The organism is Streptomyces sp. NPDC001985 (assembly GCF_040296845.1).
GTDB lineage: Bacteria > Actinomycetota > Actinomycetes > Streptomycetales > Streptomycetaceae > Streptomyces.
The window spans coordinates 153,775-173,675 of sequence record NZ_JBEOYB010000004.1 but is presented as its reverse complement, the minus strand read 5'-3'; the positions used below and the strand labels follow the sequence as shown (position 1 = coordinate 173,675).

At 73.5% G+C, this 19,901-nt stretch carries 17 protein-coding genes; 7 read left to right on the top strand and 10 right to left on the bottom strand.

Annotation, left to right across the window (positions count from 1 at the left end; all coding sequences use genetic code 11):
- Positions 1-290 precede the first annotated feature (290 nt).
- Together ABT122_RS03130 and ABT122_RS03125 are read left to right on the top strand one after the other, a co-directional pair.
- The gene (locus ABT122_RS03130) at positions 291-1,028 is read left to right on the top strand and encodes an ABC transporter permease (protein ID WP_351544429.1); all 738 of its coding nucleotides are present in this window, start codon (positions 291-293) and stop codon (positions 1,026-1,028) included.
- A 242-nt stretch (positions 1,029-1,270) separates the two neighbouring features.
- Positions 1,271-1,855 carry a TMEM165/GDT1 family protein gene (locus ABT122_RS03125; protein WP_351544426.1) on the top strand — a complete coding sequence of 195 codons (585 nt, stop codon included), beginning with the start codon at positions 1,271-1,273 and terminating at the stop codon, positions 1,853-1,855.
- Here ABT122_RS03125 and ABT122_RS03120 read toward each other — a convergent pair.
- On the bottom strand, positions 1,834-2,790 hold the full coding sequence (locus ABT122_RS03120) for a helix-turn-helix domain-containing protein (protein ID WP_351544424.1): 957 nt from the start codon (positions 2,788-2,790) through the stop codon (positions 1,834-1,836). The genes ABT122_RS03125 and ABT122_RS03120 overlap by 22 nt on opposite strands.
- Before the next feature lie 268 nt (positions 2,791-3,058).
- A complete protein-coding gene (locus ABT122_RS03115; protein WP_351544422.1) occupies positions 3,059-3,736 on the bottom strand; it encodes an HAD-IA family hydrolase in 678 nt (225 codons plus the stop codon).
- A gap of 192 nt (positions 3,737-3,928) precedes the next feature.
- Here ABT122_RS03115 and ABT122_RS03110 point away from each other — a divergent pair, with 192 nt between their 5' ends.
- Positions 3,929-5,977 carry an MFS transporter gene (locus ABT122_RS03110; RefSeq protein ID WP_351544419.1) on the top strand — a complete coding sequence of 683 codons (2,049 nt, stop codon included), beginning with the start codon at positions 3,929-3,931 and terminating at the stop codon, positions 5,975-5,977.
- Between the two features lie 38 nt (positions 5,978-6,015).
- Here the strand turns inward: ABT122_RS03110 and ABT122_RS03105 are convergent, their stop codons facing one another.
- Together ABT122_RS03105 and ABT122_RS03100 are read right to left on the bottom strand one after the other, a co-directional pair.
- Complete coding sequence (locus tag ABT122_RS03105) at positions 6,016-6,495, bottom strand: GNAT family N-acetyltransferase (protein WP_351544416.1); 480 nt, start codon at positions 6,493-6,495, stop codon at positions 6,016-6,018.
- Positions 6,496-6,575: 80 nt separating this feature from the next.
- On the bottom strand, positions 6,576-6,944 hold the full coding sequence (locus ABT122_RS03100) for an antibiotic biosynthesis monooxygenase family protein (protein WP_351544413.1): 369 nt from the start codon (positions 6,942-6,944) through the stop codon (positions 6,576-6,578).
- A 232-nt stretch (positions 6,945-7,176) separates the two neighbouring features.
- On the opposite strand from ABT122_RS03100, the gene ABT122_RS03095 reads away from it, so the two are divergent.
- Together ABT122_RS03095 and ABT122_RS03090 are read left to right on the top strand one after the other, a co-directional pair.
- Positions 7,177-8,304 (top strand): methyltransferase, encoded by a 1,128-nt coding sequence (locus ABT122_RS03095; RefSeq protein ID WP_351544410.1) that lies wholly within the window; start codon positions 7,177-7,179, stop codon positions 8,302-8,304.
- A gap of 145 nt (positions 8,305-8,449) precedes the next feature.
- On the top strand, positions 8,450-8,857 hold the full coding sequence (locus ABT122_RS03090; protein WP_351544407.1) for a DUF3291 domain-containing protein: 408 nt from the start codon (positions 8,450-8,452) through the stop codon (positions 8,855-8,857).
- A 136-nt stretch (positions 8,858-8,993) separates the two neighbouring features.
- On the opposite strand, the gene ABT122_RS03085 is transcribed toward ABT122_RS03090, so the two are convergent.
- Positions 8,994-9,695, bottom strand: coding sequence for an O-methyltransferase (locus tag ABT122_RS03085; protein WP_351544404.1), 702 nt, complete (start codon positions 9,693-9,695; stop codon positions 8,994-8,996).
- A gap of 313 nt (positions 9,696-10,008) precedes the next feature.
- Between ABT122_RS03085 and ABT122_RS03080 the strand changes: the two genes are divergently transcribed.
- Positions 10,009-12,105 (top strand): bifunctional glycosyltransferase 87/phosphatase PAP2 family protein, encoded by a 2,097-nt coding sequence (locus tag ABT122_RS03080; protein ID WP_351544401.1) that lies wholly within the window; start codon positions 10,009-10,011, stop codon positions 12,103-12,105.
- Between the two features lie 137 nt (positions 12,106-12,242).
- Here the strand turns inward: ABT122_RS03080 and ABT122_RS03075 are convergent, their stop codons facing one another.
- A complete protein-coding gene (locus tag ABT122_RS03075) occupies positions 12,243-13,493 on the bottom strand; it encodes a cytochrome P450 (RefSeq protein ID WP_351544398.1) in 1,251 nt (416 codons plus the stop codon).
- Between the two features lie 243 nt (positions 13,494-13,736).
- Between ABT122_RS03075 and ABT122_RS03070 the strand changes: the two genes are divergently transcribed.
- Positions 13,737-14,906 (top strand): steroid 3-ketoacyl-CoA thiolase, encoded by a 1,170-nt coding sequence (locus ABT122_RS03070; RefSeq protein WP_351544395.1) that lies wholly within the window; start codon positions 13,737-13,739, stop codon positions 14,904-14,906.
- A gap of 506 nt (positions 14,907-15,412) precedes the next feature.
- On the opposite strand, the gene ABT122_RS03065 is transcribed toward ABT122_RS03070, so the two are convergent.
- The 4 genes from ABT122_RS03065 to ABT122_RS03050 all read right to left on the bottom strand — a co-directional run bounded on the left by ABT122_RS03065 (position 15,413) and on the right by ABT122_RS03050 (position 19,688).
- Positions 15,413-15,853 carry an aggregation-promoting factor C-terminal-like domain-containing protein gene (locus ABT122_RS03065; RefSeq protein WP_351544392.1) on the bottom strand — a complete coding sequence of 147 codons (441 nt, stop codon included), beginning with the start codon at positions 15,851-15,853 and terminating at the stop codon, positions 15,413-15,415.
- Positions 15,854-16,090: 237 nt separating this feature from the next.
- The gene (locus ABT122_RS03060) at positions 16,091-16,948 is read right to left on the bottom strand and encodes an ECF transporter S component (RefSeq protein ID WP_351544389.1); all 858 of its coding nucleotides are present in this window, start codon (positions 16,946-16,948) and stop codon (positions 16,091-16,093) included.
- Complete coding sequence (locus tag ABT122_RS03055; RefSeq protein WP_351544386.1) at positions 16,945-18,636, bottom strand: ABC transporter ATP-binding protein; 1,692 nt, start codon at positions 18,634-18,636, stop codon at positions 16,945-16,947. Before ABT122_RS03055 ends, ABT122_RS03060 begins: the two co-directional genes overlap by 4 nt.
- A complete protein-coding gene (locus tag ABT122_RS03050) occupies positions 18,633-19,688 on the bottom strand; it encodes an energy-coupling factor transporter transmembrane protein EcfT (protein ID WP_502976087.1) in 1,056 nt (351 codons plus the stop codon). The genes ABT122_RS03055 and ABT122_RS03050 overlap by 4 nt, the downstream gene beginning before the upstream one ends.
- Between the last annotated feature and the right edge of the window lie 213 nt (positions 19,689-19,901).

Here is a 19,901-nt window from a genome sequence, read left to right as displayed (position 1 = left end):
GCGCGGTGACGGTGATCTTCTTGGTTCTCACTGAGATTCCTCCTGGAGTGACCAGGAAGAGACGCGGCCCTTCCCGGATCTCTCGGAGAATCCGGCGGACCCGGACCGGCGGACCCGGACCCGGACCGGCGGACCCGGACCGGCGGACCCGGACCCGGACCGGCGGACCCGGACCCGGACCCGGACTCGGACCCGGACCCGGGCGGGCGGGTGCGGGTGCGCCGGCCCGGACCGGCGGACCCGGACTCGGACCCGGGCGGGCGGGTGCGGGTGCGGCGTAGGGTTGCCGGGTGCTGCTGACGGTCAATGCCACCTTCGGGGCCGTGCTGGCCGTCCTGCTCGCCGTGGCGGCGGCGGTGGCCGCGCTCGCCCACCTCGGACGGTCCCGGGAGATCCTGGTCGCGGGGGTCCGGGCCGCCGCTCAGCTCGCCGCCGTCTCCCTGGTCATCGGGTGGGTGGTGCGCTCCGTGCCCCTGCTCCTCGCCTTCGTGCTGCTGATGTACGCCGTCGCCGTACGCACCGCCGGCCGCCGGATCACCCCGAACGGGAGCTGGTGGTGGGCCGCGCCGCCGATCGCCGCCGGTGTCTTCCCGGTCCTGGCCGCGCTGCTGCTCACCGGGCTCGTACCGCTCAAGGGCATCGCCCTGGTGCCGGTCGCCGGGATTCTCATCGGCGGCGCCCTCACCGTGACCGTGCTGGCCGGGCGGCGCGCGCTGGACGAGCTGCGGACCCGGCACGGCGAGGTGGAGGCCGGTCTCGCCCTCGGGCTGCTCGACCGGGACGCCCGGCTGGAGGTGGCCCGGGGTCCGGCGGCGGACGCCCTGCTCCCGGGTCTCGACCAGACCAGGACCGTGGGGCTCGTCACCCTGCCCGGCGCCTTCGTCGGGATGCTGCTGGGCGGGGCCTCGCCGCTGCTGGCGGGCGCGGTGCAGCTCTTCGTCCTGGTCGGGCTGATGGCGGTGCAGGCGGTGGCCGTGGCGGTGGTGCTGGAGCTGGTGGCGCGGGGGAGGCTGCACCGGGCCGGGTGAGGCCGGGCGCGGGCGCCGGGGGTGGCGTACCCTGAACGGAGCAGAAGGGGAGTAGCTCTTCGCCGGAACGTCGACATACTGCTGGGCCCTGGGCCCGGCCGGCGCCCGGAGGCGGACCGTTCAGCGGACCGCCAGCGAGACCTTCGGCCGCAGTGTTCATTGGACGCTGCCGTGCCGAAGCGACCCCTTTTCACGTCTGGTCTCTCGGTGCGGACAGCCCGACCGATTGAGGAATCACAGCCGTGATCAGCTTCACCGTCCTGGCGATCACCTTCGGGGTCGTCTTTCTCGCCGAGCTCCCCGACAAGACCGCGCTCGCCGGTCTGATGCTGGGCACCCGCTACCGGGCGTCCTATGTCTTCGCCGGCGTCGCCGCCGCCTTCGTCGTCCATGTGGCGCTCGCGATCGCCGCCGGCAGCGTGCTGACGCTGCTGCCGCAGCGGCTGGTGCAGGCGGTGGTGGGCGCGCTCTTCCTGGCGGGGGCGCTGGTGCTGCTCCTGCGGAAGCACGACGAGGACGGGGAGAGCATCAAGCCGCCCGCCGACCAGTCCTTCTGGAAGGTCTCCGGCGCGGGGTTCATGCTGATCCTGGTCGCGGAGTTCGGCGATCTGACCCAGATCATGACCGCGAACCTGGCGGCGCGGTACGACGACCCGGTGTCGGTGGGGCTGGGGGCCGTCCTGGCGCTCTGGGCCGTGGCGGGGATCGGAATCCTCGGCGGGCGGACGCTGATGAAGTATGTGCCGCTGAAGCTGATCACGAAGGTGGCGGCGGGGCTGATGCTGGCGCTGGCCGGGTTCAGCCTCTACGAGGCGATCACGGGCTGACCCGGTGGGGTGTCCGCGCCGCCCGGCGGCTTCGCCGGCACCCGGCGCTGTTCCGCCACGAGGGCCTGGGCGAGCCAGCAGTGGGAGCTGCCCAGGCTGAAGGGGGTGTCGCCCCGGAGGGTGGCGATGTGCTGCCAGTAGAGGCGGAACGGGCGCAGGGAGGGGCGGATCTCCTCGCGCATGGAGGCGCGGAAGAGGGGGGTGTCGTCGACGCCCTTGGCGCGGGCGCAGGCGCCCGTGAACCGGTTGAGCGCCTCGCCGCGCTGGGGCGGGAGGCCGCTGGCGACGGCGGCGGAGGCCAGCAGCGAGGCGTCGAGCTGGGCGGAGTAGAGGGATGCCCGGTCCCGGACGGCGGGCGGGGTCCAGTAGCCCCGGAAGCCGGGGTGCTCGACGAGGGTGTGCAGTTCCGCGTAGGCCAGTACCGACTGGGGGGAGGGGTCGCGGGGCGGGTCGGGGACGGCCTGCGAGGTGATCAGGTCGGTGAGGTGGGCCGGGACGTCCCGGGGGATCATCCGCTCCCAGGCGCGGGCGAGGTCGAGGCGGGCGTCCGGTAATCGCTGGACGCGGGAGAGCACGGTGAGGCGGCGCAGGCGCTCCTGGTCGGAGCAGTCGTCGAGGGCCTCCAGGGTGGCCTGGCGCCACTGGAGCTCCGCGAGGTGGGAGCGGGTGCGGTCGAGGGCCTCCGCGACCAGGTCGGCGAGGCTGCGCTCACCGGTGGTGACCTGGGTGATGGTGGCGATGGGGGTGCCGAGGGCGCGGAGCTGCTGGATCAGGGTGAGGTGGTTCAGGGCTTCGGGGGCGTAGCGGCGGTGGCCGCCGGGGGAGCGGCCGGAGAGGGGGAGCAGGCCGATGTCGGAGTAGTACCGGACGGTCTTGACCGGCAGCCCGGTGCGGGCTGCCAGCTCGCCGATTGTCCATGTGATCTGGCTCACCATTGCTTGAACCTCCGGTGTGCTGGAGGTTCTAGCCTACGAAGCGCGGGGGCTGCCGGGGGCCCGTTGTCCTGGATGCGCCACGGGGGTGCGCATCCCTCTGGGCCACGGGTGCCCGCAGGGTGCGGGCCACGGTCGGGGGCCGGCCCCCGAACCTCCGCGCCTCAATCGCCGGCGGGGCTGGGTTGAGCTGCCTCTGGGGGGTGTCCCCGGCGGGGCTGGGTTGAGCTGCCTCTGGGAGGTGACCCCGCCCGGGTCGGTTGCCCCGGGCTCATGTCGTCGCCGGGCTGGGGGCGGAAGCCGTCACCTGGAAAGTGCCGTGCGGGGTGCTCCTCACCGTGAGGGCGCGGAGGTCGTCGACGTGGAGGTCGGGGGAGTGGGGGAGGGCGCGCGGGCCCACGCCCACCACGCGGACCCCGGCCGCGCGGGCCGCCGCGATCCCCGCCTCCGAGTCCTCGAAGGCTATGCACTCCGCAGGAGCCACCCCCAGCGCCGCCGCCCCCTTCAGAAACCCCTCCGGATGCGGCTTGCTCGCCCCCACGCTCTCCGCCGTCACCCGCACGACCGGCATCCGCAGCCCCGCCGCCGTCATCCGCGCCCGTGCCAGCGCCTCGTCCGCCGAGGTCACCAGCGCGTGCGGCAGGTCCTCGATCGCCCCCATGAAGGCCGGGGCGCCCGGAACCGGCACCACCCCCTCCACGTCCGCCGTCTCGCGCGCCAGCATCACCGCGTTCTCCGCGTGGTTCAGCTCCATCGGCCGCTCCGGCAGCAGCGCCGCCATGGTGGCGTACCCCTGCCGGCCGTGCACGACCCTCAGCGCGTCGTCCGGGTCGAGCCCGTGCCCCACCGCCCACTCGCGCCACAGCCGCTCCACCACCGCGTCCGAGTTGACGAGGGTGCCGTCCATGTCGAGCAGCAGGGCACGGGCGGTGAGGGTGTTCTCCGGCATGGGTGTGCTCCGTACGTCCGTGGTGCGGGGGAACAAGGCGGTCCCGCCCGCCGGTCAGGGAGTACGGACGGAACCACTTTGTTTTGTCATGGTACAAATCATTCCGCCCGGACACCACCCCCGGCCCCCCTCCGCAGGCCAGAACCGCCCCCACCCCACACGATGGAAAGGACCCGGCCCCGAGGAGACGGCATGGCTCAGGAAGTGAGCAGCCCCACGAGCCCGGCCCCCGGCGAGGGGCAGAACAGCCGTTCCGTGATGATCGCCATCGGCGCCCTGCTCTTCGGCATGCTGCTCGCCGCCCTCGACCAGACGATCGTCTCCACCGCCCTCCCCACCATCGTCAGCGAGCTGGGCGGCCTGGAGCACCTCTCCTGGGTCGTCACCGCCTATCTCCTCGCCTCCACCGCCGCCACCCCCCTCTGGGGCAAACTCGGCGACCAGTACGGCCGCAAGAAGCTCTTCCAGGCCGCGATCGTCATCTTCCTGATCGGCTCCGCGCTCTGCGGCATCGCCCAGAACATGCCCCAGCTCATCGGCTTCCGCGCGCTCCAGGGGCTCGGCGGCGGCGGGCTGATGGTCCTGTCGATGGCGATCGTCGGCGACATCGTCGCGCCCCGCGAGCGCGGCAAGTACCAGGGGCTCTTCGGCGCGGTCTTCGGCGCCAGCAGCGTCCTCGGCCCGCTGCTCGGCGGATTCTTCACCGACAACCTGAGCTGGCGCTGGGTCTTCTACATCAATCTCCCCATCGGGATCGTCGCCCTGCTGGTGATCGCGGCCGTCCTGCACATCCCGGTCCGCTCCACCCCCCACACCATCGACTACCTGGGCACCTTCCTCATCGCCTCCGTCGCCACCTGTCTGGTTCTCGTCGCCTCGCTCGGCGGCACCACCTGGCCCTGGGACTCGGCCCGGATCATCGGGCTCGCGGTCCTCGGCCTGGTGCTGCTGGTCTTCTTCATCCGGGTCGAGCGCCGGGCCGCCGAACCCGTGCTGCCGCTGCGGCTCTTCCGTATCCGCACCTTCACCCTGGTCGCCGTCATCAGCTTCATCATCGGCTTCGCGATGTTCGGCTCCATGACCTTCCTGCCGACCTTCCTCCAGGTCGTCCACGGCATCAGCCCGACCCTCTCCGGTGTGCACATGCTGCCGATGGTCATCGGGCTGCTGACCGCCTCCACCGTCTCCGGGCAGATCGTCAGCCGCACCGGCCGCTGGAAGGTCTTCCCGATCGCCGGGACCGGCATCACGGTGATCGGGCTGCTGCTGCTCCACCGGCTCACCGAGACCAGCTCCAACTGGCAGATCAGCGCCTACTTCTTCGTCTTCGGCACCGGACTCGGCCTGGTCATGCAGGTGCTGGTGCTGGTGGTGCAGAACGCCGTGCGCTACGAGGACCTGGGCGTGGCCACCTCCGGGGCCACCTTCTTCCGCTCCATCGGGGCCTCCTTCGGTGTCGCCATCTTCGGCACGATCTTCTCCAACGGGCTCAACACCAAGCTCGCCGATGTCCTCCGGGGCCGCCCGGTGCCGCCCGGCGCGCAGGCGGGCGATCTCGCCGCCGACCCGCAGGACATCGCCAAGCTCCCGCCGGGGCTCCGGCAGCCGGTGATCCACGCCTTCGCCTCCGCGATCACCGATGTCTTCCTCTGGGCGGTGCCGGTGGTCCTCGTCGCCTTCGTTGTCGCCTGGTTCCTCAAGGAGGACCGGCTGCGCGGCTCGGTCACCGCCCCCGAGGCCAGCCAGACCCTCGCCTCCAACCCGGTGGAGCGCTCCTCCCAGGAGGAGTGCGCCCGCGCGCTCTCCGTCCTCGGCTCGCGCGACGGCCGCCGCAAGGTGTACGAGAAGATCACCGCGAAGGCGGGGTACGACCTGCTGCCGGCCGCCAGCTGGGTCCTGCTGCGCATCCGCCGCCACGGGACCGTGGAACCCGGTCTGCTCGCCGACACCACCCCCGTACCGCTGGAAGTGATCACCGACGCCTCCCGGCAGCTGGAGGAGCGCGGTCTCGTCCGCCGCGAGGGGGTGCAGCTCATGCTCAGCGAGAGCGGGCTGCGGACCGCCGTACGGCTGGCCAAGGCGCGCGAGGACTCCCTCGCCGAGCTGCTGGGCGACTGGTGGGGACCCGAGCGGCCCACCGACCTCGTCCAGCTGGTGGAGGAGCTGAACGCGGAGCTGTGCGGCTCCGACGGCGAACGGCCGCACGGGCCGGGGCCCGAGCGCGACCACCGGGCTCCCTGACCCGAGCGCGGCCACCGGGCTCCCTGACCCGAGCGGGGTCAGAGACGCTTGCCGTACCAGATGTCCATGTACGGACCGGTGCGGTACGCCGGGATCTCGGCGTACCCGTGGCGCGTGTACAGCGCCCGCGCCTCGACCAGGTCCAGCCGGGTGTTGAGCACCATCCGCCGCGCCCCCAGCCCGCGCGCCCGCTCCTCCAGCGCGTCCATCAGCAGCCCGGCGCCCCGCTTCCCGCGGTACGCGTGGCGCACGAAGACCCGGGTCAGCTCGGCGCGGTCCGCGTCCAGCAGCAGGACCCCGCCACAGGCCGCCGCCACCCCGTCGTACCGCCCGACCAGGAAATCCCCGGTGGGCGGCGTCAGCAGCTCCACACCGTCACCGGCGAGCCCGCCCGCGACCTCGCCGGCGGTCGCCGGCCGCTTCCAGTAGCGGCCGGCGACATCGGCGTAGTAGTCGTGGCGCAACCGGGTCGCGTCGGGCGAGTCGAAGACTTCGGGGGCTATGGTCCAGGAGGTCACAGCGCCCTGTGTATCCCGGTAAGAGCCCCTTTGGCCAGGGGTTTTCGGCCCCGGGCCGGCCGGTGTGCCTTCCGTCGGGTTCAGCTCTTCGGGCCCGCCGACTGCACGACCTCGAACGACCAGAGCGTCGAACCGGTCGCGGCCGGCTTCGGCTTCTCGCCACCCGCGCCGTCCGCAGCTCCGGGGCCGCCCTGTCCGCCCCCGGCTCCGGACGCCGGCGCGTGCGCCCCGCGCATCGAGCCCGCCATCCACGCCTCGAAATCGGCCTCACTGCGCCACCTTGTGTACACCAGGTAGTCGTCGGTGCCCTCCAGCGGACGCAGCAGCTCGAACCACTCGAATCCGTCGGCGCTGTCCACGGACCCGGCGCGGGCGGCGAAGCGCTTCTCCAGCACCTCGCGCTGATCGGCCGGAACGTTCAGAACATTGATCTTCACCACACTGGCCACGGGGCAGTCCTTCGCAGAATTCGCAGGAACGGAGCGGGATTCGACCGTACCTCCCCGGCGACAGGACATTTGTCCGGGGGAGCGGGCTGTGGCAAGGTCAAAGCTCCGGGCCGCCCCCGGCCCCCTTCCCCCTCCCCGCCGACGTGCTCCCCGCTGCCCCTTCGCCGCATGTCCGAGCACCAACCAGGAGCGCCCGGTGTCCTCAGCGTCCTCAGCATCCTCAGAGTCCGCAGTGCCCAGGGTTCACTGGACCGAGGCCGGCACCCCCCGGTCCGCCCGCTGGCACTCCGAGAACGCGACCCCCGCGCCCCGGCGCGTCGAGGTCGCCGACGACCGGATGAACGCCGCCACCGCCCACCGCCTCGTCTGCGAGGGCACGGCGCTGCTCTGGCGCGGAGACTTCCCCGGCGCGCGCTCGCTGCTCCAGGCGATGGGCCGCCGGGTCGACCGGAAGACCCCCGGTCCCGTCCCCGGGGCGACCGCCGCGGAATCCTTCCACCTCCACCGCCGGGCCCGCGGCCACCGCGCCCGTGTCCTCGGCCGGCTGCTGGTGCTCCTCGACGGCGACCACGGCCTGGACCTGCGCCGCTCCCCCGATGTCCGCCGCGCGTGCACCGAGGCGTACGGGCCGCCGGACGGGTCGGCCGTGGTCTCCCTCCGTGAGCTGCTGGGCGTGATCGGGGCCCACCAGTGGCGCACGAAGGGGGTGGAGATCCCGGCCCTGGACGCCAGGGTCCATCCGCACTACGGGGTGTTCTCGCCGGTCAGGGGCGAGTACGTCGACCTGGTGGCCGAGGCCCCGCTGCCCGCCCCCGCGGCGGGCCGCACCGCGTTCGACCTCGGTACGGGGACGGGGGTGCTGGCCGCCGTCCTGGACCGCCGGGGGTTCGGGCGCACCGTCGCCACCGACATCAGCCCGCGCGCCCTGGTCTGCGCCCGGGAGAACGTCCGCCGGCTCTGCCCCGCCGGCCGGGTCGAGGTCACCGGCCCGGCGCTCTTCCCGGAGGGCCGCGCCGACCTCGCCGTCTGCAATCCGCCCTGGCTGCCCGCCCGGCCGTCCTCCGCCGTCGAGCAGGGCGTCTACGACCCCGGCGGCACGATGCTGCACGGCTTCCTCACCGGGCTGCCGGACCATCTGCTGCCCGGTGGCGAGGGCTGGCTCGTGCTCTCGGACCTGGCCGAGCGGCTGGGGCTTCGGGCGCCCGGCGAACTGACGGACGCGATCGGGGCCGCGGGGCTGCGGGTGGTGGACCGGATCGACACCCGGCCGAGGCACCCGCGGGCCAGGGACGCCGACGACCCGCTGCACACCGCCCGGGCGGGGGAGATCACCTCGCTCTGGCGGCTCGCGGTCCGCTGACCCGGGCGCCGTCCCCGGGGCCGGGCCCGTCCCCGAGCACCGGCCCCACCCGGACGGACGTATCCGGGCCCGCCCCGATCGCCGGGCCCGGGGTCCCTCCCTACCGTGGAAGTGCCTCGGGCCGACGACGGAAGCGAGGACCCCGATGCCCGCTCTTCCCTGGGTCACCCCCCAGCCGGCGACCCCCGGCACCAGCGCCTATGTCATGGCGTCCCGGCTGGAGGTCCGCTCCCTGGCCGATGTCCCCCGCTTCCTGCTGAAGTCGTTCTCCGTCTGGCAGCAGGTCCGGACGGCGCCGGGAGCCCTCGGCGCCTCGCTCGACGCCCAGCCGGCGAAACGGGTCTTCTACACGCTCTCCGCGTGGGTGGACCGGGACGCGCTCTACGCCTTCGTGCGGACCGAGCCGCACAAGAGCGTGATGACCACGATCCGGCCCACCATGCGGTCGACGACCTTCACCTTCTGGGAGGTGCCGGTGGAGCGGCTGCCCATCGACTGGAAGGACGCCAGACGCCGGATCGAGGAGCAGGCCCGCGCCGACGCCCGGGGGTAGCCGTCCGTCCGGGGCCGTCCGTCTGCCCGGGGTCGTCCGTCCGGGGTCGTCCGTCCGTCCGGGGTCGTCCGTCCGGCGGCGGGCCCCGGCGGCGGGCTCCCGGGGCCCGGGGCGCGGCGCGAGGAGGCCCGCCGGCTCAGGAGACGACCCGGGCGATCAGGAACCCGTCGTACCCCTTCGTCCCCACCGTCTGCACCGCCGTCGCCTCCAGCCTGGGCTCCCGCGCCACCAGCTCGTACATCGCCCGGGTGCCCGCGACCGACGGGTCGGCACCGTCGTCCGACAGGATCGCGCCGCCCCGGACCACGTTGTCGACGATGATCACGCTGCCGGGGCGGGAGAGCTTGAGCGCCCACTCCACATAGCGCGGGTTGTTCTTCTTGTCCGCGTCGATGAAGAAGAGATCGAAGGGCCCCGCCCCCGGCTCCGCCGCCAGCAGCGGCAGCGTCTCCAGCGCCGCCCCCGTCCGCACCTCCGCGACGGCGTCCAGACCCGCGCGGGCGATGTTGGTCCGGGCCACCTCGGCGTGCTCCGCGCTGTACTCCAGGGAGATCAGCCTGCCGCCCTCCGGCAGCGCGCGAGCCAGCCAGATGGTGCTGTAGCCGCCCAGGGTGCCGATCTCCAGCACCGTGCGCGCGCCCTGCGTTCTCGCCAGCAGATGGAGCAGCTTTCCCTGGTTGCCCGCGACGGCGATCTCCGGCAGACCGGCCCGGTCGCTCTCCGCCAGAGCGGCGGTCAGCACAGCGTCATCAGGGGCGAGAAGGCCGGTGATGTAGCGGTCGACGTCCCGCCATACTTCGTCGTTGTGGCCCCGGGGCTGCTGAGTCCTCTGATTCATGCGTCAAACTTAGGTCAGTGAGGGGTTCCGGGTCCGTCCCGAGCAGCCGTGGTGGGCAGGCGTCCGCCGCGGTTCTTGTATGTTCCCCCCGCATGCCCCCTCGGGCACCCCGCACCCGTCGCACCACCCGGCGCCCGCCGGGAAGAGCCGGCGGAAAACGGCCGCATTCCGGTCGCCTGTCAGGCAACGAGGGGGTTGCCCGGGTCTTCCGGAACGGGCAGTGCAAGGCTCTGGGAAACCAGAGGAAGACCGGACACAACGGAACGAAGACGTAGGGGAGGCGCGGCGCGACGTGGCAAACGCGGAGCACAGCGTGCGCGGGAGTGCGACGACGGACACGAGGACGGGTGCGGCGAGGGTCGCCCTGTGGCTCGTGGCCGCCGTCCTCGCCATACGGCAGACGGCGGCGGTGCTGAGACTGCCCCCCGGCGAGCGCTTCCTGGATCTGGAGACCTGGCTCGGCGACAACGGCGTCCTGCGTGTCGAGGGATCGCTGTACGACACCGACCGGTTCACCGGCACCCCCTTCGCCGGGCTGGTCCTCAAACCCCTCACCCGCGCCGCCGAACAGGGCCTGGGCGTCGCCTGGACCTTCGGCACCCTGCTGCTCGTCGTCGGGATCGCCCTCGTCGTCGCACGCGCCCTGCCCGGGCCCGTCTCGCGCCGCAGCTCACTGCTGGCCGCGCCGGTCGCGCTCAGCCTGCTGATGATCTCGCTGCCGGTGCGCAACAGCTTCCACCTCGGCCAGACCAGCATCATCCCGGTCCTCCTGGTCCTCCTCGGCTGCTTCGCCGTGCGCGGCGAGAGACCGTCCGGCCTGCTGATCGGTGTCGCCGCGGCCCTCCAGCCGACCGTGCTGCTCTTCGCGCCGCTGCTCTGGTTCACCGGGCGCCGCAGGGCGGCCGTCACCTCCGCCGCGACCTTCGCCGCCTGCACGGTGCTGGCCTGGGCCGCGATGCCGGGCGACTCCCTGACGTACTGGGTGGACCATGCGGCGGGCGCCGGGCTCGGCAGCCACGCCGACGGCCTCGCCAACCAGTCGCTCCACGGCGCGCTGCTCCGTTTCGGCCTCGAAGGGCCGCTGGAGATCGCGCTCTATCTGCTGCTGGCCGCCGGGGTGGCCTGGCTGGGCCTGCGCCGCGCCGTCCGGTACGCCCGCGACGGCCAGCTGCTGCTGGCCGTCGCCATCACCGGCTGTGTCGCCGTCGCCGTCTCGCCCACCACCTGGCAGCACCAGCTGATCTGGGTCCTGCTCGCGGTCGTCGGCCGGGTCGGCACGCGCCGGTCGGACCGGATGCTCTGGCCGGTCCTGACCGTGCTGACGGTGACCCTGCCCAGCAAGATGCTGCTGCCGAACATCGTCGTGCTCCACCCCGTCCGGGACAACGCCGTCCTGATCGCCGCGCTCGCCGCGGCCTGCGCGGTGCCGTTCCTGCCGCGCACCTCACCGCACTTCCGGCGGCCCGTCCCCACCGAGTACGTCGCCCCGCTGCCCTCGCGCTGGAGCCGGATTCCGCTGCTGCCGTTCTGGCGGCGCGTGGTCAGCCGGCCGAATCTGCTGCTCGAACTGATCGTGATCCGGGTCGGCTACTCGATCTACTCGCAGATCCGGCTCGCCGCGACCGGCAGTGTGGAGGCGGCCCGTGAGCACGGCCGTCAGATCCACTCGATCGAGCAGGCCATCGGCATCGACATCGAGCACTGGGTCAATCACGCGGTGGTGGACGTGGCGTGGCTGGAGGGCTTCTTCAACTTCTACTACACGTCGTTCCACTTCCCGGTGCCGCTGCTGATTCTCGCGGTGCTCTACATCCGCCGTCCCGCGGACTACCGCTGGGCGCGCTCGGCGCTGGCCTTCGCCACGCTGCTGGCGCTGGTCGGGTTCTGGCTCTATCCGCTCTCCCCGCCGAGGCTGATGCCGGGGATGGGCTTCATCGACACCGTGCACCGCACCAAGGATCTCGCCAATCCGGAGTTCGGCCCGCTCACCCAGCTCACCAACCAGTACGCGGCGATGCCCTCGCTGCACTTCGGCTGGTCGCTCTGGTGCGGTGTGGTCGTGGTGCTGCTCGCGCCGAAGCTCTGGATGAAGCTGCTGGGCCTGGTCCATCCGCTGATCACGATCTGTGTCATCGTCGGCACGGCCAACCACTGGATTCTGGACGCGCTGGGCGGCGCGGTCGTCGTCGCCGCGGGCTTCGGCCTCACCTGGCTGCTGTCGGGGCGGCGGGGGCTCCGGCCGCGGCCGGAGCCGGGCGCCGCCGCCGAGGTGGTGGCGGTCGCGGTTCCGGCGGCGCGGGAGCCGGGCGGGAGCACCGGGGAGAAGAAGGCCCCGGTGGAGGAGGACAGGGCCGCGGAGCCGGGGGAGCCGAAGGGGAAGCCGGGGAAGCCGGCGGTCCCGGCGCCGTAGACCGGACACGGGTGCGGCCCCGGGGGGTACGGGAGGGCTCCCGCACCCCCCGGGGTGGATCGCCGCGTCCCGCCAGCATCCGCCCGTACGGGGCGCTCCGCCACCGGAGCGGCTGCGGAGCGGGCCGGGGCCCGGGCTCAGCCTCCCGCGGTGACCTGGAGTTCCTTCACACCGTTCAGCCACGCCGAGCGGAGCCGGCGCGGATCGCCCGCGAGCCGGAGGTCCGGGAGGGTGTCCGCGAGCGCGTTGAACATCAGATCGATCTCCAGCACCGCCAGTGACCTCCCCAGGCAGAAGTGGGGTCCGCCGCCGCCGAACCCCAGATGGGGATTGGGGTCACGGGTGATGTCGAACTCCCCGGGGCGGTCGAAGACCTCGGGGTCGTTGTTGGCGGAGGAGTAGAAGAGACCCACCCGGTCCCCCTTCCTGATCTCCTGCCCGTCGAGGAGGCAGTCCTCGGTGGCGGTGCGCTGGAACGAGACGATGGGGGAGGCCCAGCGCACGATCTCCTCGGCCGCCGTCGCGGGGCGCTCCCGTTTGAACAGCTCCCACTGCTCGGGGTGGGTCAGCAGGGCGTGCATGCCGTGGGTGATGGCGTTGCGGGTGGTCTCGTTGCCCGCCACGGCCAGCAGGATGACGAAGAACCCGAACTCGTCCGACGAGAGATTGCCGGCGCCCTCGGCGGCGACCAGCTGGGAGACGATGTCCTGGGCGGGGCACTCCTTGCGGGCCGCCGCGAGGTTCATCGAGTACGCCATGAACGCCATGGTCGCCTCGATCCCGGCGGCCTCGGTGACGGCGAACTCGGGGTCGTCGTACGAGGCCATGGTGTTGGACCAGCCGAAGATCCGGGCCCGGTCGTCCTGGGGGACGCCGATCAGTTCGGCGATGGCCTGGAGCGGGAGTTCGACCGCGATGTTGCTGACGAAGTCGAAGGAGCCGCCGGCCGAGGCCGGACCGCCGAGCGCGGTCTCCACGATCCCCCGGGCGCGGTCGCGCAGGGCCGCCTCCAGGGAGTTGACCGAGCGGGGGGTGAAGCCGCGCTGGACGATCTGCCGGACCCGGGTGTGCTCCGGCGGGTCCATATTGAGCATGATCAGCCGCTGGACGTCGATCTGGTCGCGCCGGATCGACTCGTTGAAGCGGATGACCGCCGTGTTCCGGTAGGAGGAGAACAGCTCCGGGTGGGTGGAGACGTGTCTGACGTCCGCGTGCCGGGTCACCGCCCAGTACCCCTCGTCGTCGAAGCCCGAGATGCCGCGCCGCTGGGGTATCCAGGAGACCGGGGCGGTCTCCCTCATCAGAGCGAACTCGGGGTGGGGCACGCGGGCCTGGAGGAGATCGGGGTCGGTGAAGTCGAACCCTTCGGGCAGATGGGGGCAGGGCATGGGCAGCTCCAGCTCTGGCGTCGGTCTCTGACGACCCATCAGAAGTGGCCCGAAAGCTAGTGACGAGTGCCGCAAGTGGCAAGGGGCGCGGCGGTGTCCGTTGTCCGCCACGGGGTGCGGTAAGGGCGTGCAGGACCCTTGCGTACCGAAGGTAACTCTCAGCAGACTGGCGGGAGAACTAGAACGCGTACTAGTTCCCGCGCGGAGTGCCGGGACGCCCGTGCAGCGAGGAGAGGACGAGTCATGGCCGCGGAACCCGTCATCGTCGAAGCCGTGCGCACCCCGATCGGCAGGCGCGGAGGGGCGCTCGCCAATCTGCACCCCGCCTACCTCCTGGGCGAGACCTACCGCGAACTCCTCGGCCGCACCGGAATCCAGCCCGACTGCGTCGAGCAGATCGTCGGCGGCACGGTCACCCACGCCGGTGAGCAGTCCATGAACCCGGCGCGCACCGCCTGGCTCGCGATGGGGCTGCCCTACGAGACGGCCGCGACCACCGTGGACTGCCAGTGCGGGTCGTCGCAGCAGGCCGCGCACATGGTCGCGAACATGATCTCCTCGGGGGTCATCGACGTGGGGATCAGCTGCGGGGTCGAGTCGATGTCCCGGGTGCCGCTCGGGAGCGGGTCCAAGCACGGGCCGGGGAAGCCGTTCCCCGACGAGTGGAACGTGGACCTGCCGAACCAGTTCGAGGCGGCCGAGCGCATCGCCCGCCACCGGGGGCTGACCCGGGAGCGCGTCGACGCCCTCGGCCTCCTCTCGCAGCGGCGCGCGCACACCGCCTGGGCGGAGGAGCGCTTCAAGGACGAGACCTTCGCGGTGCAGGTCCCCACCACGGAGGAGGAGCAGGGGGCGGGCCAGGGGATGTGGCGGCTCGTCGACCGCGACGAGGGGCTCCGGGACACCAGCACGGAGGCGCTGGCCACCCTGAAGCCGGTGATGCCGACGGCGGTGCACACCGCGGGCAACTCCTCCCAGATCTCCGACGGCGCGGCCGCCCTGCTGTGGACCTCCAAGCGGATGGCCCGCGCGCTGCGGCTCCGCCCCCGCGCGAGGATCGTCGCCCAGGCCCTGGTCGGCGCGGACCCCCGCTTCCACCTGGACGGCCCGATCGACGCGACCCGCGCGGTGCTGGGGAAGGCGGGGATGTCCCTGAGGGACATCGACCTGGTCGAGATCAACGAGGCCTTCGCCTCGGTGGTGCTGAGCTGGGCGCAGGTCTTCGACCAGGACCTGGAGAAGGTGAATGTGAACGGGGGAGCGATCGCCCTGGGGCACCCGGTGGGGGCGACGGGGGCGCGGCTGATGGTGACGGGGCTGCATGAGCTGGAGCGCCGCGACAAGGAGTTTCTGCTGGTGACGATGTGTGCGGGGGGAGGGTTGGCGACGGCGACGATCCTTCAGCGGGTGTAGCCCTGCGGGGGGCGGGGATGTGTGCCGCCGGGCTCCCGCCCGGCGCGGCCCGCCCGGGGCGCGGGGTCTGTCCTCAAGCGCCGGACGGGCTGGTGGTTCCTCCGGACGGGCTGAGTTACCGAGCCCCTCCGGCGATTGAGGAGCGGGGGTTCGGGGGCCGGCCCCCGACGAGGGGGCGGAATCGGGTGCTTCCGAGCCCCGGGGCGCGGGTCCGTCCTCAAGCGCCGGATGGGCTGGGTTACCGGGTCCGGGGTGCGGGGTCTGTCCTCAAGCGCCGGACGGGCCAGTGGTTTCTCCGGACGGGCTGGTGATTCCTCCGGGTGGGCCAGTGGTTTCTCCGGACGGGCTGGTGATTCCTCCGGGTGGGCCGGTGGTTTCTCCGGACGGGCCGGTGGGTCTTCCGGGCGGGCCGAGTTGTTCAGCCCCTCCGGCGATTGAGGAGCGGGGGTTCGGGGGCCGGCCCCCGGCGAGGGGGCGGACACCGGCGAGGGCGGCCACCCGGAGGGTCAGTACCAGCCCTGGGTCTGCCAGATGGTCCACGCCTGGCACGGGCTCCCGTACCGCTCGTTCATGTACCCCAGCCCCCACTCGATCTGCGTCTCCGGATTCGTCTTCCAGTCCGCCCCCGCCGTCGCCATCTTCCCGCCCGGCAGCGCCTGCACCAGCCCGTACGCCCCGCTCGACGGGTTCTGCGCGTTCACATCCCAGTTGCTCTCCTTCGCGACGATCTCGCTGAAGCACGTGAACTGCGCCTCATCCTTGATCACCTTCTTCGCGATGGCCTTCGCCGACGCCGCCGTGGGAGCCGCCGGAGCGGCCGGGGCCGCCGACGCCGCCGACACGTTCACACCCAGCACCAGCGCGGCGGAACCGGCCACGAGGGCCGAGCCGGCCAGGGCGGTGCGGGGGCGGAGGGCGATACGGCTGAGCAGGGAGGAGCGCGACACAGAGAACACCTAACGTCGGGGACATTGCCGTCGCACGGGCTGCCGGGCTCCCGGACCGGAACGAACCGGAACGGACGCGAGCACAGGACGCGCCGTGCGACCGGACCCATGTGAGCAGCCCGCCGGCCCCGGCGCAACGACCCCCGGTACTAGCCGGGATCGCACCGCCCCCGCGCTCGACCCGCCCCGCCCCCGCCCCGGGCCCCCGCCACGCCCCTATCCCGCTTAGTGGAGGACCTAAGCCCTGTGGGCCGCCTCACCGCCCGGCCCCTCCGCCGGCCCCTCGAATGTGACCCGCGCCTCGAAGGCGGCCCGCCGGGTCGCCCGGCGCAGCGCCTTGAGGAGCGTCGGCCCCAGCGTGAGGGTCAGCACCAGCGTCAGCACCGCCCGCCCCAGGTCCCAGCCGAGCGAGGTCGCCACACAGTAGGCGAGGAAGCGCACCAGGTTCTCGTGCACCGGATCGCCCGGGTGGAAGGAGATCCCCGACGACAGCCCGCCGATGAAGATCCACCCCTGGAGGTTCATGACCGTGCCGTACGCGAACGACGCGACCGTCCCGTACACCCCCAGCAGCAGCACCTCCCCGCGCCCGCGCAGCCGCTCCGGGCCCGGGAGCAGCCCCGCGCCCATGGTGAACCAGCCCATCGCCAGCATCTGGAACGGCATCCAGGGCCCGACCCCGCCCGTCAGCAGCGCCGAGGCGAACATCGTCACCGAGCCCAGCACGAAACCGAAGCCCGGCCCCAGCACCCGCCCGCTGAGCACCATCAGGAAGAACATCGGCTCCAGACCGGCCGTGCCCGCGCCCAGCGGGCGCAGCGCGGCCCCCACCGCCGCGAGCACCCCCAGCATCGCCACCGCCTTGGCATCCATCCCGGTGTCGGCGATCGTCGCCACCACCACGGCCACGAGCAGCGGCAGCAGCAGGGCGAAGAGCCAGGGGGCGTCGGCGCGGTGGGCGACCAGACCCGAGCCGGGGTCGGCGAGCAGCGGCCAGCCGAACGCGACCACACCGATCGCGCTGACCAGCGCGAGGGCGGCGACGGAACGCGGGCCGAGCCGGATGGGCCGCGCGGCGGCGGTGCGCCCGCTCACAGCGCCTCCTCGACCTGGGAGACGGTCAGCCACTGCTGGGGGGCGAGGATCTTGGCGACCTGGGGGGCGAAGGCGGGCGACGACACGACGACCTCGGCCGTCGGCCCGTCCGCGACGACCTCCCCGTCGGCGAGGATCACCACCCGGTGCGCCAGCTCGGCGGCCAGCTCCACATCGTGGGTGGCGAGCACGATGGTGTGCCCCTCGGCGGCGAGCCCCCGCAGGACCGCGACCAGCCGGGCCTTGGCCGCGTAGTCCAGACCCCGGGTCGGCTCGTCGAGCAGCAGCAGCGGTGGACGGCCGGTGAGGACCAGCGCGAGCGCGAGCGCCAGCCGCTGCCCCTCGGAGAGATCACGGGGGTGGGTGTCGTCGGGCACTCCGGGAAGCAGCCCGCTCACCAGGGCGCGGCAGGTGCCGGGCGCGGCGCCCGCGTCGGTGTCGGCCGCGGCGCACTCGGCCGCCACGGTGTCCGCGTACAGCAGATCGCGCGGCTCCTGCGGCACCAGACCGACCCGGCGGACCAGCGCGGCGGGGGCGGTGCGGTGCGGGGCGAGGCCACCGGTGGTGACGGTGCCCGAGGTGGGTTCGAGCAGGCCGACGAGGGCGGAGAGCAGGGTGGACTTGCCCGCGCCGTTGCGGCCCATGAGGGCGACGGTCTCACCGGGCGAGAGGGTGAGAGCGACCTCGCGGAGAGCGGTGACCCGCCCCCGGCGCACGGTCAGCCGCTCCACGGCGGCGGTGGCGGTGCCGGTGCGCGCGGCGGCGGGCGCGGGGGCCCCGCGCCCGGAGAACAGACCCCTGCGCCGCCGGGGCGCGGGCTCGGGGAGGGGCTCCGGGGGCGGGCCCGTGAACCGGGGTACGGAGGGTGAGCGGTCCGCGAGGCGCTCCCGGAGCGCCGGGGCGCGCCGGCGGGCGTCCCGGACGGTGAGCGGCAGCGGCTCCCACCCGGCGAGCCGCCCCAGCTCCACCACCGGGGGCCGCACCGGCGAGACCGCCATCACATCGGCCGGGGCGCCCAGCACCGGGGCCAGCCCTGGGCCGGGGAGCAGGATCACCTGGTCCGCGTACTGCACCACGCGCTCCAGCCGGTGCTCGGCCATCAGCACGGTCGTCCCCAGGTCGTGCACGAGCCGCTGGAGCACCGCGAGGACCTCCTCGGCCGCCGCCGGGTCGAGCGCCGAGGTGGGCTCGTCCATGACCAGCACCCTGGGGTGCGGGGTGAGGACCGAACCGATCGCCACCCGCTGCTGCTGCCCGCCCGACAGGGTCGCGATCGGCCGCTCCCGCAGCTCCGCGAGGCCCAGCAGATCGAGGGTCTCCTCCACCCGGCGGCGCATCACGGCCGGGGCGAGACCCAGCGACTCCATGCCGTAGGCCAGCTCGTCCTCGACGGTGTCGGTGACGAAGTGCGCGGCCGGGTCCTGGCCCACCGTGCCGACCACATCGGCCAGCTCGCGCGGGCGGTGGGTGCGGGTGTCCCGGCCGTCGACGGTGACCCGGCCGCGCAGGGTGCCGCCGGTGAAGTGCGGGACGAGCCCGGAGACCGTACCGAGCAGGGTCGACTTGCCGACCCCCGAGGGGCCGACGAGCAGCACCAGCTCCCCCTCGGGGACGGTGAGGTCGACGTGCCGGAGCGTCGGGCCCGGCGCCCCGTCGTAGGTGACCGACACCGCGTCGAACCGGATCACGGGGACTCCTTGGGTACGGGGGCGACAGACGCGGGGAGCAGGCCGATGCCGATCGCCAGGGCCGGCCACACGGGGAGGGAGGGGGGTGTCAGCGGGACGACGGAGGGGTGGAGGGCGGCGGGGTCGTGCGTCCCGGCCCAGATCATCGCCGCGGCGACGGCCGCGCCCGACGCCGCGACCAGCCAGGAGCGCGGGCCGAACCGGTCGGGGCGGTAGCGGGTGCGCAGGGAGCGGCGACCGCCGAGACGCAGCCCGACGACGGCGGCGGCGAGCCCGGCGCCGAGCAGCGGGAGCCCGTACACCGCGCCCTCGGCGGCGAGCAGTCCATAGGTGCCCGCGCACACCCCGAGGAGCCCGCCGAGGGTGAGGGCGGTGGTGGTGCGGCGCACGGCGGGCGGGACCTCGGCGCTGCGGCCGTAGCCCCGGGCGTCCATGGAGGCGGCGACGGCGACGGACCGCTCCAGCGCGCCCTCCAGGACCGGGAGCCCGATCTGGGCGACGGCCCTGATCCCGCCGGTGGGCCGGCCGCGCAGCCGGCGGGCCGTGCGGAGGCGGGCGATGTCGGTGACCATGTTCGGCGCGAAGGTCATCGCGACGACGACGGCGACCCCGGCCTCGTAGAGGGCGCCGGGGAGGCACTTGAGCAGCCGGGCGGGGTTGGCCAGGGCGTTGGCGGCGCCGACGCAGACGAGGAGCGCGGCGAGCTTCGCGCCGTCGTACAGCGCGAACACCACTTGCTCGGCGGTGACCCGGCCGCCGACGCGGATGCCGCGCGCCCAGTCGGGGAGGGGGACCTCGGGGAGGGTGAAGAGGGTGTGGGAGCCGGGGATGGGGGAGCCGAGGAGGGTGGAGAAGAGGACGCGGATGAGGATGACGGCGAGGCCGAGCTTGAGGAAGGCGGTGTAGGAGCGGGACCAGGGGGCGCTGGTGCGGCGGGCGGCGACGACGTAGCCGGCGACGGCGACGAGGAGGCCGAGGAGGAGGGGGTTGGTGGTGCGCGAGGCGGCGACGGCGAGCCCGAGCGCCCACAGCCACCAGGCCCCCGGGTGCAGCCCCTTCCCCCGGACCTCCTCGGGAGCCCGCCACCACCGCCCGCCACGCCCCTCGGCCGGGGGTCGGCCTCCGGCCCGGGGGCGTGCCTCGATCTCCGGCGGGGCAGGGTGTGCCTCGGGCAGGGCCGGGTTCTCCAGCCCGCCCCGTGTTTGAGGGTGGGCTTCGTGCCTTGGGTGTGCTGTGGGATCGGCCTCTCGCAGGGTGCGGTTCTC